Source organism: Cellulomonas cellasea (assembly GCF_006538745.1).
In the GTDB taxonomy this organism is placed as follows: domain Bacteria; phylum Actinomycetota; class Actinomycetes; order Actinomycetales; family Cellulomonadaceae; genus Cellulomonas_A; species Cellulomonas_A cellasea.
Genome location: NZ_BJLR01000028.1, coordinates 70,936 through 86,105, shown reverse-complemented (window position 1 = coordinate 86,105; position 15,170 = coordinate 70,936). Strand labels below are relative to the sequence as shown.

The window sequence follows — 15,170 nt, the reverse complement described above, 5'->3', positions numbered from 1 at the left end:
GCGCCGTTGGCCTGGTCGGAGCCGTCGAAAACGGTATCCACAACTCTGGCAATCCGGTGTGAACTACGCCACAGTGGTCGCCGGGTGGCGACGAGGCCACCCCCCGACCCCCTCGGAGGACGCATGGCCGACGTGGTAGAGCATCCCGAGACCGACTACGAACGCGTGCAGAACTCGCAGGAGTTCCAGCAGCTCCGCCGACGCTTCCGGAACTTCGTGTTCCCGATGACGGCGTTCTTCCTCGCCTGGTACCTGCTGTACGTGCTCCTGGCCGCCTACGCCCACGACTTCATGAGCATCCGCGTCGCGGGCAACATCACGGTCGGCCTGCTGTTCGGCCTCGGCCAGTTCGTCTCGACGTTCGCGATCACGATGATCTACGCGAGCTGGGCCAACAAGCGCCAGGACGCGGTCGCCGAGCGGCTGCGCCGCCACATCGAGGACGGGGAGATCGTATGAGCGCGGTCCTGGGCTCCGCGGTGCTCGCCGCCGAGTCGGAGCAGATCGGGGACCCGGTCCTCAACATCGCGATCTTCGGGGCGTTCGTCGTCGTGACGCTCGTGATCGTCTTCCGGGCGTCGAAGAACAACAGCACGGCCGCCGACTACTACGCCGCGGGGCGGTCGTTCACCGGCCCGCAGAACGGCACCGCGATCGCGGGCGACTACCTGTCGGCCGCGAGCTTCCTCGGGATCTGCGGCGCGATCGCCATCAACGGGTACGACGGGTTCCTCTACTCGATCGGCTTCCTCGTCGCGTGGCTCGTCGCGCTCCTGCTCGTCGCGGAGCTGCTGCGCAACACCGGCCGGTTCACGATGGCTGACGTGCTGTCGTTCCGGCTCCGCCAGCGGCCGGTGCGGATGGCGGCGGCCCTCGCGACGCTCGCGGTCGTGTTCTTCTACCTGCTCGCCCAGATGGCCGGCGCGGGCGGGCTCGTGGCGCTGCTGCTCGGCATCGAGGGCGTCGCGGGCCAGGGGCTCGTGATCGCCGTCGTCGGCGCGCTGATGATCCTGTACGTACTGGTGGGCGGCATGAAGGGCACCACCTGGGTGCAGATCATCAAGGCGATCCTGCTCATCGCGGGCGCTGGGATCATGACGATCTGGGTGCTCGCGAAGTTCGGCTTCGATCTCTCGGCACTCCTGCAGGGTGCGGTCGACACCGCGGGCGAGGGCGGCGAGGCGCTCATCGAGCCGGGCAAGCAGTACGGCGCGTCCGGCATGAGCAAGCTCAACTTCCTCTCGCTCGCGCTCGCGCTCGTGCTCGGCACCGCGGGACTCCCGCACGTGCTCATGCGCTTCTACACGGTCCCGACCGCCAAGGAGGCGCGTCGCTCGGTCGTCTGGGCGATCTGGCTCATCGGCGTCTTCTACCTGTTCACCCTCGTGCTCGGGTACGGCGCGGGTGCTCTCGTGGGACCGGAGGCCATCAAGGCGGCCCCGGGCGGCGTGAACTCGGCGGCGCCGATGCTCGCGTTCGAGCTCGGCGGCGTGGTGCTGCTCGGGATCATCTCGGCGGTCGCCTTCGCGACGATCCTCGCGGTCGTCGCCGGCCTGACGATCACGGCGGCGGCGTCGTTCGCGCACGACATCTACGCGTCGGTCATCAAGCACGGCGAGGTGAACCCCGACGGCGAGGTCAAGGTCGCCCGGATCACCGTCGTCGTGATCGGCATCCTCGCGATCGTCGGCGGCATCTTCGCCAACGGGCAGAACGTCGCGTTCCTCGTCGCGCTCGCGTTCGCGGTCGCGGCCAGCGCGAACCTGCCGACGATCATCTACTCGCTGTTCTGGAAGCGGTTCAACACCACCGGGGCGCTCTGGAGCATGTACGGGGGACTGATCTCCTGCATCGTGCTCATCGCGTTCTCGCCCGTGGTGTCCGGGAAGGTGGACCCCGCGACCGGGGCGAGCCTGTCGATGATCCGCGACACGTCGGTCGACTTCCACTGGTTCCCGCTCGACAACCCGGGGATCGTCTCGATCCCGCTCGGGTTCCTGCTCGGGATCGTCGGGACGCTCGTGAGCAAGGAGCGTCCGGACCGCGAGAAGTTCGCCGAGATGGAGGTCCGCTCGCTCACGGGGGCGGGCGCCGAGAAGGCGACGGTGCACTGAGCCGGCACGCCCGCGGTACCGGGGCCGCGGTGGGCACGACGCCCGCCGCGGCCCCGGCGCGTCGGGGGAGCTCCGGTCGCCGCGGCGCAACGGGCATCGCTGTCCTGAGCGTGTCGCCCGGCGCGTCCGGGACGTCTCAGCGGTGCGTCACGAAGATCGCCGTCCCCGGCAGCAGCCGCCCGCGGACCGGCCCCCAGCCGCCCCACGTGCGCTCGTGCCCCTCGGGCCACTCGGGCTCGACGAGACGCTCGAGCACGAACCCGGCGGCCGCGAGCTCCGCGACGTGGTCCCCGAGCGTGCGGTGGTACTCGGCGTACAGCACGGCCCCCGACGTGCCCGTCTCGACGTAGGGGCGCCGGTCGAAGTACGAGCGCGACGCGGTCAGCCCGTGCTCGCCCGGGTCGTCGGGGAAGGCCCAGCGCAGCGGGTGCGTCACCGAGAACACCCACCGGCCGCCCGGCCGCAGGACGCGGGCCGCCTCGCGGTGCACGCGGACGGCGTCGGGCACGAACGGGATCGCGCCGAACGCCGTGAACACCACGTCGAAGCTCGCGTCGGCGAACGGCAGGGCGCGCGCGTCGGCCTGCAGGAGCGGCGTCGGGGGGTGCCCGGGCCGGTCGTACCCCGCGCCGGCGGCGAGCATCCCGTGCGCGACGTCGGTCGCGACGACGTCGACCCCGCGGGCGGCGAGCCACCGCGAGCACTGCGCCGCGCCGGCGCCGATCTCGAGCACGCGCGCGCCGGTCAGGTCGCCCAGCAGCCCGGCGTCGGCCTCGCGGAGACCCTCCGGGCACCAGCAGAAGTCGGCGGTGCCGAGGAAGTCCCCGTGCTCCGCGAGGTACTCGCCGGCGTTGGCGTCCCACCACGTGCGCCCGGCCCGCCCTCCGGCCTCGGCGGGGACGTCGCGGTACGCGGCGTCGGCCAGCGGATCGTCGGGCTGTGTGGAGTTCATGCTCGGCTGAGGTACTTTCTGTGGGTTCTAGTTGGATACCGATGCGTAACATCCGCGTGACCACCTGCACCTACGGTCGGGGCCTTCCCGCCCAGGCGCGCGTGTGCCTGGGCGGACCGTCGACGAGAGGTGATCGTGTGAGGACCTTCCTGAGGTTCGCAGCGTCAGGCGTGGCCGTAGGCCTCGTCCTGACCGGATGTGCGGCGAGTGACCGCGACGGCGGCGGCACCGCCGAGGAGACGTCGGACGGCGCGCGGGACACCTTCATCTTCGCAGCGTCGGCCGACCCCGCGTCGCTCGACCCCGCCTTCGCCAACGACGGCGAGTCGTTCCGCGTCGGTCGCCAGATCTTCGAGGGCCTCGTGGGCACCGAGCCGGGCACGCCCGACCCCGCCCCGCTGCTCGCGGAGTCCTGGGAGACGAGCGAGGACGGCCTGCAGTACACGTTCCAGCTCAAGGAGGGCGTGAAGTTCCACGACGGCACGGACTTCGACGCCGACGCCGTCTGCTTCAACTTCGAGCGGTGGAACAACTTCACGGGTGTCCTGCAGTCGGAGAGCCTGTCGTACTACTGGCAGAAGGTGAACGGCGGGTTCGCGACGAGCGACACCCCGAGCCTCAACGGCACCGGCAAGTACGAGAGCTGCGAGGCGCCCGACGCGACGACCGCGGTCATCAACCTCAAGAGCCCGCTGCCCGAGCTCATCTCGGCGCTGTCGCTGCCGTCGTTCTCGATGCAGTCGCCCACCGCGCTCGAGGAGTACGACGCGGACGGCGTGACCGGCGAGGGCGACGCGCCCGTGCTGCCCGAGTACGCGACCGCGCACCCGACCGGCACCGGCCCGTACGTCTTCGACTCGTGGAGCCCGGGCGAGCAGGTCGTCCTCACGGCGAACGAGGACTACTGGGGCGAGGTGGGGCAGGTCAAGCGCATCGTCTTCAGCGTGATCTCGGACGCCACCGCGCGTCGTCAGGCCCTCCAGGCCGGCGACATCGACGGCTACGACCTCGTCGGCCCGGCCGACGTGGACGCGCTGAAGGAGGCCGGCTTCCAGATCGTCAACCGCGACCCGTTCAACATCCTGTACCTCGCGATGAACCAGGCGAACCCCGACCTCGCGGACGTCAAGGTCCGTCAGGCCATCGCCCACGCGATCAACAAGGACGCGCTCGTCGCGCAGACGCTGCCCGAGGGCACCGAGGTCGCGACGAACTTCGTGCCGCCGAGCGTGGCGGGCTGGAACCCGGACGTCGCGACGTACGACTACGACCCGGCGAAGGCCAAGGCGCTCCTCGCGGAGGCCGGCAAGTCGACCCTCACCATCGACTTCAACTACCCGACGAACGTCTCGCGGCCGTACATGCCGACGCCGGAGCAGGTCTTCACCGCGATCTCGGCCGACCTCGAGGCCGTCGGGATCACCGTGAACCCGGTCCCGGAGCCCTGGAGCCCCGACTACCTCGACCGCATGCAGGGCACCCCGGACCACGGGATCCACCTGCTCGGGTGGACGGGTGACTACAACGACACGTACAACTTCGTCAGCGTCTTCTTCGGCGCGAAGTCGAACGAGTGGGGCTTCGACAACCCGGAGCTCTTCCAGGCCCTCGCCGACGCGCGTTACCAGCCGAGCGCCGAGGAGCAGAAGACCGCCTACGAGGAGGTCAACGCGCAGATCATGGACCTCCTGCCGGGCGTCCCGCTCGCGCACCCGGTCCCGTCGCTGGCGTTCAAGCCCGAGATCCAGGGGTACCCGGCGTCGCCGGTCCAGGACGAGGTCTACAACGTCATCACCATCGAGGACTGAGGGCGTGCAGGCTCGATGATCCGACTTGTCCTGCAGAGGATCGCACTCCTCGTCCCCACCCTGCTCGGACTGTCGGTCCTGCTGTTCCTGTGGGTCCGCGCTCTCCCGGGAGGTCCGGCAACGGCCCTCCTGGGGGAGCGCGCCACCCCCGAGGCCGTCGAGCGCATCAACCGCCTCTACGGCTTCGACCAACCGCTCCTCCAGCAGTACCTCAAGTACGTCGGCCAGCTCGCGACTGGCAACTTCGGCACGTCGACGCGCACCAACCGGCCCGTGCTCGAGGAGTTCCTCAACCGCTTCCCGGCGACCGTCGAGCTCACGGTCCTGGCGCTCGTGATCGCGATCGGCATCGGCATCCCGCTGGGGTACGTCGCCGCGCGGCGCCAGGGCCGGCTCACCGACCACGCGACCGTCGTGGCGTCGTTGATCGGCGTGACGATCCCGGTGTTCTTCCTCGCGTTCCTGCTCAAGTGGCTCTTCGCGGTCCAGCTCGGCTGGTTCCCGTCGGCCGGCCGGCAGGACCCGTCGATGGTCGCGACGCACCCCACGGGGTTCTACGTGCTCGACGGCCTGCTCACCCGTGAGTGGGACGCGAGCTGGGACGCGATCGTGCACCTCGTGCTCCCCGCGATCGCGCTCGGGTCGATCCCGCTCGCGATCATCGCCCGCATCACGCGGGCCTCGGTGATCGAGGTGCAGAACGCCGACTACGTGCGCACCGCCCGGGCTAAGGGCCTGCGGCGCACGCGGCTGCGCAGCCGCGTGATCCTGCGCAACGCGATGCTGCCGGTGTCGACGACGATCGGCCTGCAGGTCGGTCTGCTGCTCTCGGGGGCGGTGCTCACCGAGACGGTGTTCGCCTACCCGGGCATCGGCAGCTTCCTTGCCGAGGCGATCTTCAACCTCGACTACGCGGTGCTGCAGGGCTTCGTGCTCATCATCGCGGTGGTGTACGCGCTCGCGAACCTCGCCGTGGACGTCTCCTACGGCCTGATCGACCCGAGGATGAGGACCCGATGACCGAGGCGGACCTGACCACGGCCCCGTCGGCGGGCGACCCGCGCGCGGGGTCCGACGACGTCGGCGCGTCGCTGTGGCGCGTCGCGTTCCGGCGGCTGCGGCGCAACCCCGGCGCCATCGCGGGGGCGGTGATCGTGCTCGCGTTCGTGCTCGTCGCGGCGTTCGCGCCGCTGATCGCGAACTACGACGCGGGCGAGCTGCCCGGGCGCGCGGACGTCCGGCCGACGTTCATCCCCGGGCCGTCCGACGAGTTCCCGCTCGGGATCGACCGGTACGGCGCGGACCTGTTCTCGCAGCTCGTCTGGGGTGCGCGCGCGTCGCTGCTCGTCGGGGTGCTCTCGACCCTCGTCGGGCTGCTCGGCGGCATGCTGCTCGGGCTCGTCGCCGGCGCGTTCGGCGGCTGGGTCGACGCGCTCACGATGCGCGCGGTCGACCTCATGCTCTCGGTGCCCAGCCTGCTGCTCGCGGTGTCGATCGCCGCGGTGATCGGGCAGACGTCGACGAGCGTCATCATCGCGATCGGCGTCGTCCAGGTGCCGATCTTCGCCCGGCTGCTGCGCGGGTCGATGCTCGCGCAGCGCGGGCAGGACTACGTGCTCGCGGCGAGCTCGCTCGGCCTGAGCCGGCGCACCGTGACGATGAACCACGTGCTGCCCAACAGCGTCTCGCCGGTGATCGTGCAGGCGACGCTCATGCTCGCGACCGCGGTCATCGAGGCGGCGGCCCTGTCGTTCCTCGGCCTCGGTGGCGGCGCCCCGACGACCGCCGAGTGGGGACGCATGCTGACCGCCGCGCAGAACGAGCTCGAGGTCGCCCCTCGCCTGGCCCTGTGGCCCGGCGTCTGCATCGCGGTGACCGCGCTCGGCTTCACGCTGTTCGGCGAGGCGCTGCGCGAGGCGCTCGACCCCCGCTCGAGGAAGAGGTGACGACCATGACCGCTGCGGGCACACCGAGCGCCGCGGGCGCCGAACCCCACATGCCGCTGCTCAGCATCCAGGACCTCGAGGTCACCTTCACGACCGACGCCGGCCGCTCGGTGGCCGTCTCCGGCGTGAGCTTCGACGTGCGCGCGGGCGAGACCGTCGCGATCGTCGGCGAGTCCGGCTCGGGCAAGTCGACGACCGCCGCGGCGGTCATCGGCCTCCTCGCGCAGAACGGCTCCGTGACCGGCGGCCGCATCCTGTTCGACGGGCGCGACGTCGCGGCCATGGGACCCGGCGAGATCGCGCGGCTGCGCGGCAGCGAGATCGGCATGGTCCCGCAGGACCCGATGTCGAACCTCAACCCGGTGCGCCGCGTCGGCTCGCAGATCGCCGAGGCGCTCGAGGACAACGGCGTCGCCAAGGGCCGCGCGGCCCGCGCGCGCACCGTCGAGCTGCTCGAGGAGGCCGGCCTGCCCGACGCCGCACGGCGCGCCGAGCAGTACCCGCACGAGTTCTCGGGCGGCATGCGCCAGCGCGCGCTCATCGCGATGGGGCTCGCGTGCCGTCCGCGCCTGCTCATCGCCGACGAGCCGACCTCCGCGCTCGACGTCACGGTCCAGCGCACGATCCTCGACCGCCTGACCCAGCTCACCGACCAGCTCGGGACGTCGGTGCTGCTCATCACGCACGACCTCGGGCTCGCCGCGGAGCGCGCGCACCGCATCGTCGTGATGTACCGCGGCGAGGTCGTCGAGACCGGCCCGGCGGCGCAGCTCCTGCGCGACCCGCAGCACGAGTACACGCGCCGGCTGCTCGCGGCGGCGCCGTCGCTCGCGTCGCGGCGCATCCAGCTCGCGAAGGCGGCGGGCGTCGACGACACCTCCGACCTGCTGGCGGTCTCGCGCGGCGACGACGACGCGGCTCCGGCGGTGGCCACGGGTGCGCCCGGGAAGGCCGACCACATCATCGAGGTCGACCACGTCACGAAGGTCTACGGCCTGCGCGGGCGCCGGTTGTTCTCCCGCTCGGAGAGCTTCACCGCGGTCGACGACGTGAGCTTCGCGATCCCGCGCGGCCGCACCGTCGCCGTCGTGGGGGAGTCGGGGTCGGGCAAGTCGACCGTCGCGAAGATGATGCTCGATCTCGTGAAGCCGACGTCGGGCGTGATCCGCTTCGACGGCGAGGCCGTCGGCGGCGCGGACCGCACGGCTGAGGTCGCGTTCCGCCGCCGGGTCCAGCCGATCTTCCAGGACCCGTACTCCTCGCTCGACCCGCTGTTCACGATCGGCCGGACCATCGAGGAGCCGCTGCGCGCACATGGCATCGGGTCGACGACCGAGCGGCGTCAGCGCGTGCGCGAGCTGCTCGACGACGTCGCGCTGCCGTCGGACGTGCTGCGGCGCTACCCGGCCGAGCTCTCGGGCGGCCAGCGCCAGCGCGTCGCGATCGCGCGGGCTCTGGCACTCAACCCGGACCTCGTGGTGTGCGACGAGGCGGTCTCCGCGCTCGACGTCATCGTGCAGTCGCAGATCCTGCGCCTGCTCGCGGACCTCCAGGGGCGCCTCGGCCTGAGCTACCTGTTCATCAGCCACGACCTCGCGGTCGTGCGCCAGGTCGCGGACCACGTGTGCGTCATGGAGCGCGGCCGGATCGTCGAGCAGGGCTCGGCGGACGACGTGTTCGACGACCCGCAGACCGAGTACACCCGCACGCTGCTGGAGGCCATCCCGGGCCGCGACCTCGAGCTCGGGCTCGTCGGCTGAGGTTCGCCCGGTCCGCCGCCCGACCTGGGACGGAAGGCTCGGTCCGGGGTCCCCGCACTGGCTACGCTGGCCGAAGAGGAGCCCGAGGACGCGCCCTCGACCCCCACCCCCAGCGATCAAGGAGTTCCCAGTGCGAGTCGGACTGCTCACGGGCGGCGGCGACGTCCCCGGCCTGAACGCGGCGATCCGCGCCGTCGTCAAGCAGGGCGAGGGCGAGTACGGTCACTCGATCATCGGCTTCCGCAACGGCTGGCGCGGTGTGGTCGACGGCGACGTGTTCCCGCTCGGCCGTCAGCACATCCGCAACGTGCTGACGCAGGGCGGGACGCTGCTCGGCACCGCGCGGTTCCACCCGCACTCCTCGGACGGCGGCATCGACGGCGTCCTCGCGACGCTCGAGGCCGAGCGGATCGAGGCGCTGATCTGCATCGGCGGCGACGGGACGCTGCACGCCGCGAGCAAGGTCGCCGAGGCCGGGGTCCGGATCGTCGCGATCCCCAAGACGATCGACAACGACGTGTGGGGCACGGACCGCTCGATCGGGTTCGACACCGCCGTCGGCATCGCGACCGAGGCGCTCGACCGCGTGCACACCACCGCGGAGAGCCACAACCGCGTGATGATCGTCGAGGTCATGGGCCGGCACGCGGGCTGGATCGCCGTGACGTCCGCGATCGCGTCGGGCGCCGAGCTCGTGCTCACGCCCGAGGAGCCGTTCGACATCGAGAAGGTCGTCAAGTTCCTCAAGCACCGCCACCGTGCGCACGCGAGCTTCTCGATCGTCGTCGTCGCCGAGGGCGCGGTGCCGCTCCAGGGCAGCGCGATGTCGTACGAGGCCCCGGTGGGCAAGTTCGGCGAGATCGTCGCCGGCGCGATCAGCGAGCGGATCAAGGTCGAGATCGAGGAGCGGACCGGGTTCGACACGCGCGTCACGGTGCTCGGCCACGTCCAGCGCGGCGGCATCCCGACGCACACCGACCGCATCCTGGGCAGCCGGTTCGGGACCGCGGCGATCGACGCGATCAGCCGCGGCGAGACCGGGGTCATGACGGCGCTGCGCGGCGAGGACGTCGTGCTCGTCCCGCTCGAGGAGATCGCCGGCAAGGTCAAGCAGGTGCCCGCCGAGCTGCTGCAGGTGGCGCGCGCGCTGGCCTGAGGTCGTCCCGTCTGCCTTTGACCCGCTCCACAGCGGACCGATAGGGTAGACGGCGGTGCCGCGCGCCTTGGCGACGGTCTGCTCGTGAGGGTCCCCGAGGGATCCCGCCCGTGAACCCCTTTCGGGACGGTCGGCACCGCACACCATGCAGCATCCCTGTCCGTCCTACATCCTGTCCGCAACGGAGCCCATCCCTACATGAGCATTTCCACCCCCGCGAAGCCCGCCACGCCGCAGGTCGCGATCAACGACATCGGCTCGGCCGAGGACTTCCTCGCCGCGATCGACGCCACCATCAAGTACTTCAACGATGGCGACATCGTCTCGGGCACCATCGTCAAGGTCGACCGCGACGAGGTGCTCCTGGACATCGGCTACAAGACCGAGGGCGTCATCCCCTCCCGCGAGCTGTCCATCAAGCACGACGTGGACCCCGGTGAGGTCGTCAAGGTCGGCGACGAGGTCGAGGCCCTGGTCCTCCAGAAGGAGGACAAGGAAGGCCGGCTGATCCTGTCCAAGAAGCGTGCGCAGTACGAGCGCGCGTGGGGCACGATCGAGAAGATCAAGGAGGAGGACGGCGTCGTCACCGGCACCGTCATCGAGGTCGTCAAGGGTGGCCTCATCCTCGACATCGGCCTGCGCGGGTTCCTCCCCGCCTCGCTCGTGGAGATGCGTCGGGTCCGTGACCTCCAGCCGTACGTCGGCAAGGAGATCGAGGCCAAGATCATCGAGCTCGACAAGAACCGCAACGACGTCGTCCTCTCGCGCCGTGCCTGGCTCGAGCAGACGCAGTCCGAGGTGCGCTCGACCTTCCTGCAGACGCTGCAGAAGGGCCAGGTCCGCCCCGGTGTCGTCTCCTCGATCGTCAACTTCGGTGCGTTCGTGGACCTCGGCGGCGTCGACGGGCTCGTGCACGTCTCCGAGCTGTCGTGGAAGCACATCGACCACCCCTCCGAGGTCGTCGAGGTGGGCCAGGAGGTCACCGTCGAGGTCCTCGACGTCGACTTCGACCGCGAGCGTGTCTCCCTGTCGCTGAAGGCGACGCAGGAGGACCCGTGGCAGGCCTTCGCCTGCACGCACGCCATCGGCCAGGTCGTCCCGGGCAAGGTCACGAAGCTCGTCCCGTTCGGTGCGTTCGTGCGCGTCGAGGACGGCATCGAGGGCCTCGTGCACATCTCGGAGCTGGCCGTGCGCCACGTCGAGATCCCGGAGCAGGTCGTCCAGGTCGGCGACGACGTCTTCGTCAAGGTCATCGACATCGACCTCGAGCGTCGCCGCATCTCGCTCTCGCTCAAGCAGGCGAACGAGGGCGTCGACCCGAGCAGCGACGACTTCGACCCCGCGCTGTACGGCATGGCGGCGGAGTACGACGAGCAGGGCAACTACAAGTACCCCGAGGGCTTCGACCCGACCACGAACGAGTGGCTCGAGGGCTTCGAGGCACAGCGCGAGGTGTGGGAGGCGCAGTACGCGCAGGCCCACGAGCGCTGGGAGGCGCACCGCAAGCAGGTCGCCGAGGCCAGCAAGGCCGACGCGGAGGCCGCGAACGGCGACGGTGGCAGCACCGGCGGCGCGACGGCGTCCACCTACTCGTCGGCCCCGGTCGAGGAGATCGGCGGCACGCTCGCGTCCGACGAGGCGCTCGCCGCTCTGCGCGAGAAGCTCACGGGCAACTGATCCACCGAGCCCGCCTCCCGCGGGCTCACCACGACGGGCCGGTCACCTTCGGGTGGCCGGCCCGTCGTGCGTCCGCCTCCGCGTCGGGCAGGATGGTCGGATGCAACGCATCGGACTGACCGGCGGGATCGCAGCAGGCAAGTCGGTGGCGGCGGGGCGTCTCGCCGAGCTGGGAGCGGTCGTCATCGACTACGACCAGCTCGCTCGGGAGGCCGTCGAGCCCGGCTCGGTCGGCCTCGACGAGGTCGCGGAGGCCTTCGGTCGGGGCGTGATCGACGCGGACGGCGCGCTCGACCGGGCGGCGCTCGCCGCGCTGGTGTTCACCGACGCCGCCGCGCTCGAGCGGCTCAACGGGATCATCCACCCGATCGTCCGCCGGCTCGCCGCGGAGCGCGAGGCAGCCGCGGCGACCGCCGACGCCGGCGCGGTCGTGGTGCACGACATCCCGCTGCTCGTCGAGACGGGCCGCGGCGACGAGTTCCACGTGCTCGTCGTGGTGCAGGCCCCCGTCGAGCTGCGGCTCGAGCGACTCGTCGAGGGACGCGGGCTCGCGCGCGACGAGGCCGAGCGCCGGGTCGCGGCACAGACCACCGACGAGACGCGCGCGGCGGTCGCCGACGTCGTGCTCGACGGCACGGGCACGGACGCGGACCTGCGGGCGCAGGTCGACGGGCTGTGGGCGCGCCTCGCCGCGGAGCGGGCCGAGGAGCTGGCCGCGGAGGTGCGGTGACCACGGTCCTGCTGACGGCGTTCGAGCCGTTCGACGGGCAGACGGTCAACGCGTCGCAGGAGGTGGTGCGGCGCGTCGAGGCCGCGTGGGACGTCTCCGCGACCCTCGTCGTGCGGGTGCTGCCCGTGTCGTTCCGCCGGGCCCGCCAGGAGCTGCGGACCGCGGTCGCGGAGCTCGAGCCGGACGTCGTGGTGTGCGTGGGGGAGGCCGGCGGGCGCGGCGCGGTCGGCGTCGAGCGCGTGGCGGTCAACGTGATCGACGCGCGGATCCCGGACGCCGACGGCTCGGCGCCGGTCGACGTCCCGGTGATCGCCGGGGCGCCGGCCGCGTTCTTCTCGACGCTGCCCGTCAAGGCGTGCTGGGCCGCCGCGCGCGAGGCCGGTGCTCCGGCCGAGGTCTCCGGGACCGCCGGGACGTACGTGTGCAACGCGACGTTCTACGCGCTGCAGCACCTGCTCGGCGGGCGCGAGGGCGTGCGCAGCGGGTTCGTGCACGTGCCGCGCCTGCCGGAGCAGGTCGGCGCGGGGGAGCCGGCCCTCGCGGCGGACGTGGCGGCGCGCGGGCTGCTCGCGGTGCTGCGGGCGGCGGTGGAGACGTCGACCGACGTGCGGGTCGCGGCGGGGTCGCTCGCCTGACGGGGTCGGGCGGGGACACCGCGTCGCGCCCTCGGCGAACGACCGGGCCCGGGCACGGTCCGTGTGGGTGGGGCGACGTAGCGTAGAGCCATGCGCCCCGTGACCGATCTGCAGCGGACCGTCGCCCCGTTCGAGGTCGTGTCGGACTACACGCCGTCGGGCGACCAGCCGACCGCCATCGCCGACCTCGCCAAGCGCGTGCGTGCGGGGGAGAAGGACGTCACGCTGCTCGGCGCCACGGGCACCGGCAAGTCGGCGACCACGGCGTGGCTGATCGAGGAGCTCCAGCGCCCGACGCTCGTGATGGCGCCGAACAAGACGCTCGCGGCCCAGCTCGCGACCGAGTTCCGCGAGCTGCTGCCCAACAACGCGGTCGAGTACTTCGTGTCGTACTACGACTACTACCAGCCCGAGGCGTACATCGCGCAGACGGACACCTACATCGAGAAGGACTCGTCGATCAACGACGAGGTCGAGCGGCTGCGGCACTCGGCGACGAGCTCGCTGCTCACGCGCCGCGACGTCGTGGTGGTCGCCTCGGTGTCGTGCATCTACGGCCTCGGCACCCCGCAGGAGTACGTGGACCGGATGGTCCAGCTCTCGGTCGGCGACCAGGTGGACCGCGACCAGATGCTGCGCCGGTTCGTCGCGATGCAGTACTCCCGCAACGACATAGCGTTCACGCGCGGCACGTTCCGCGTCCGCGGCGACACCGTCGAGATCATCCCGGTGTACGAGGAGCTCGCGATCCGCATCGAGTTCTTCGGCGACGAGATCGAGGCGATCCAGACGCTGCACCCGCTGACCGGCGACGTGGTCCGCGAGGAGCAGCAGGTGCACCTGTTCCCGGCCACCCACTACGTCGCCGGCCCGGAGCGCATGGAGCGGGCGATCGGCGGCATCGAGGCGGAGCTCGAGTGGCGGCTCGCCGACCTCGAGCGGCAGAACAAGCTCCTCGAGGCCCAGCGGCTGCGCATGCGCACGACCTACGACATCGAGATGATGCGCCAGATCGGCTCGTGCTCCGGCATCGAGAACTACTCGCGGCACATCGACGGCCGTGAGGCCGGGACCGCGCCGCACACGCTGATCGACTACTTCCCTGAGGACTTCCTGCTCGTCATCGACGAGTCGCACGTCACCGTGCCGCAGATCGGCGCGATGTACGAGGGCGACATGTCGCGCAAGCGGAACCTCGTCGACCACGGCTTCCGGCTGCCGTCGGCGATGGACAACCGGCCGCTGCGCTGGGAGGAGTTCGTCGACCGCATCGGGCAGACGGTGTACCTGTCCGCGACCCCCGGGAACTACGAGCTGTCGATGTCCGACGGCGTCGTCGAGCAGATCATCCGCCCGACCGGCCTCGTCGACCCGGAGATCGTCGTGAAGCCCACCCAGGGTCAGATCGACGACCTGCTGCACGAGATCCGGGAGCGCGCGGACCGCAACGAGCGCGTGCTCGTGACCACCCTGACCAAGAAGATGTCGGAGGACCTGACCGACTACCTCCTGGAGAAGGGCGTCCGGGTCCGCTACCTGCACTCGGAGGTCGACACGCTGCGCCGCGTCGAGCTGCTCCGGGAGCTGCGGATGGGCGAGTTCGACGTGCTCGTCGGGATCAACCTGCTGCGGGAGGGGCTCGACCTGCCCGAGGTCTCGCTCGTGGCGATCCTCGACGCGGACAAGGAGGGCTTCCTGCGCTCGGGGACGTCGCTCATCCAGACCATCGGACGCGCGGCCCGCAACGTCTCCGGGCAGGTGCACATGTATGCCGACCGGATCACGGACAGCATGGCACTCGCGATCGACGAGACCACCCGCCGCCGCGCCAAGCAGGTCGCGTACAACCTCGAGCACGGCATCGACCCGACCCCGCTGCGCAAGAAGATCGGCGACATCACCGACCTGCTCGCGCGCGAGGACGCGGACACCGCGGAGCTGCTCGGTGGCGCCGGGCGTCAGTCGAGCCGCGGCAAGGCGCCCGTCCCCGGGCTCGGCTCGAAGGGCGGCACCCGGACCGAGCGCACGAAGCTCACGGGCGCCGCGGCGAGCGAGCTCGCGGACCTCATCCAGGAGCTCACGGACCAGATGCACGCCGCCGCCGGGGAGCTGCAGTTCGAGCTCGCCGGGCGGTTGCGCGACGAGATCTCGGGGCTCAAGCGCGAGCTCCGGCAGATGCAGGCCGCGACCGCCTGACCGGGGGAGAGGCCGCCCGCGTCAACGGCGTCGTCCACTCGGGGCGCCGCCGTGGTCCCCCGCCACGAGGCCGTCGTCCGCGTGCCCGGAGGGACTCGCCCACCCGTGGCGACGCCGTCGTCGGCCGCCCACGTCCGGCAGGTGTGACCCAGGTCCCCGGCGCCCGCCGTGCGTCGGGTCGCCGGCATCGCTTATG

12 protein-coding genes are annotated in these 15,170 nt (G+C 71.4%); 11 read left to right on the top strand and 1 reads right to left on the bottom strand.

Annotated elements, in window-relative coordinates; genetic code table 11:
- Positions 1-123: 123 nt before the first annotated feature.
- Entirely contained in the window at positions 124-459 is a 336-nt protein-coding gene (locus CCE01nite_RS14920) for a DUF485 domain-containing protein (RefSeq protein WP_034624234.1), read from the top strand.
- Positions 456-2,114, top strand: coding sequence for a monocarboxylic acid transporter (locus tag CCE01nite_RS14915; protein WP_034624237.1), 1,659 nt, complete (start codon positions 456-458; stop codon positions 2,112-2,114). Before CCE01nite_RS14920 ends, CCE01nite_RS14915 begins: the two co-directional genes overlap by 4 nt.
- Before the next feature lie 136 nt (positions 2,115-2,250).
- Here CCE01nite_RS14915 and CCE01nite_RS14910 read toward each other — a convergent pair whose 3' ends face one another.
- The gene (locus CCE01nite_RS14910) at positions 2,251-3,066 is read right to left on the bottom strand and encodes a class I SAM-dependent methyltransferase (RefSeq protein WP_034624241.1); all 816 of its coding nucleotides are present in this window, start codon (positions 3,064-3,066) and stop codon (positions 2,251-2,253) included.
- A gap of 41 nt (positions 3,067-3,107) precedes the next feature.
- Here CCE01nite_RS14910 and CCE01nite_RS14905 point away from each other — a divergent pair, with 41 nt between their 5' ends.
- From CCE01nite_RS14905 to uvrB, 9 genes are all read left to right on the top strand, one after another.
- On the top strand, positions 3,108-4,874 hold the full coding sequence (locus CCE01nite_RS14905; RefSeq protein WP_084142384.1) for an ABC transporter substrate-binding protein: 1,767 nt from the start codon (positions 3,108-3,110) through the stop codon (positions 4,872-4,874).
- Positions 4,875-4,889: 15 nt separating this feature from the next.
- Complete coding sequence (locus CCE01nite_RS14900) at positions 4,890-5,894, top strand: ABC transporter permease (protein ID WP_034624247.1); 1,005 nt, start codon at positions 4,890-4,892, stop codon at positions 5,892-5,894.
- Positions 5,891-6,820: an ABC transporter permease gene (locus tag CCE01nite_RS14895; RefSeq protein WP_034624250.1), complete on the top strand. Its 930-nt coding sequence runs from the start codon at positions 5,891-5,893 to the stop codon at positions 6,818-6,820. Before CCE01nite_RS14900 ends, CCE01nite_RS14895 begins: the two co-directional genes overlap by 4 nt.
- A 5-nt stretch (positions 6,821-6,825) precedes the next feature.
- Entirely contained in the window at positions 6,826-8,580 is a 1,755-nt protein-coding gene (locus CCE01nite_RS14890) for an ABC transporter ATP-binding protein (protein ID WP_034624345.1), read from the top strand.
- Positions 8,581-8,710: 130 nt separating this feature from the next.
- On the top strand, positions 8,711-9,736 hold the full coding sequence (locus CCE01nite_RS14885; protein WP_034624253.1) for a 6-phosphofructokinase: 1,026 nt from the start codon (positions 8,711-8,713) through the stop codon (positions 9,734-9,736).
- A gap of 198 nt (positions 9,737-9,934) precedes the next feature.
- A complete protein-coding gene (gene rpsA / locus CCE01nite_RS14880) occupies positions 9,935-11,413 on the top strand; it encodes a 30S ribosomal protein S1 (RefSeq protein ID WP_034624257.1) in 1,479 nt (492 codons plus the stop codon).
- A 100-nt stretch (positions 11,414-11,513) separates the two neighbouring features.
- Positions 11,514-12,143 carry a dephospho-CoA kinase gene (coaE, locus tag CCE01nite_RS14875; protein ID WP_034624260.1) on the top strand — a complete coding sequence of 210 codons (630 nt, stop codon included), beginning with the start codon at positions 11,514-11,516 and terminating at the stop codon, positions 12,141-12,143.
- On the top strand, positions 12,140-12,778 hold the full coding sequence (pcp, locus tag CCE01nite_RS14870) for a pyroglutamyl-peptidase I (RefSeq protein ID WP_034624262.1): 639 nt from the start codon (positions 12,140-12,142) through the stop codon (positions 12,776-12,778). The genes coaE and pcp overlap by 4 nt, the downstream gene beginning before the upstream one ends.
- A gap of 90 nt (positions 12,779-12,868) precedes the next feature.
- Positions 12,869-14,974 carry an excinuclease ABC subunit UvrB gene (gene uvrB / locus CCE01nite_RS14865; RefSeq protein ID WP_034624266.1) on the top strand — a complete coding sequence of 702 codons (2,106 nt, stop codon included), beginning with the start codon at positions 12,869-12,871 and terminating at the stop codon, positions 14,972-14,974.
- The last annotated feature ends 196 nt before the right edge of the window (positions 14,975-15,170 follow it).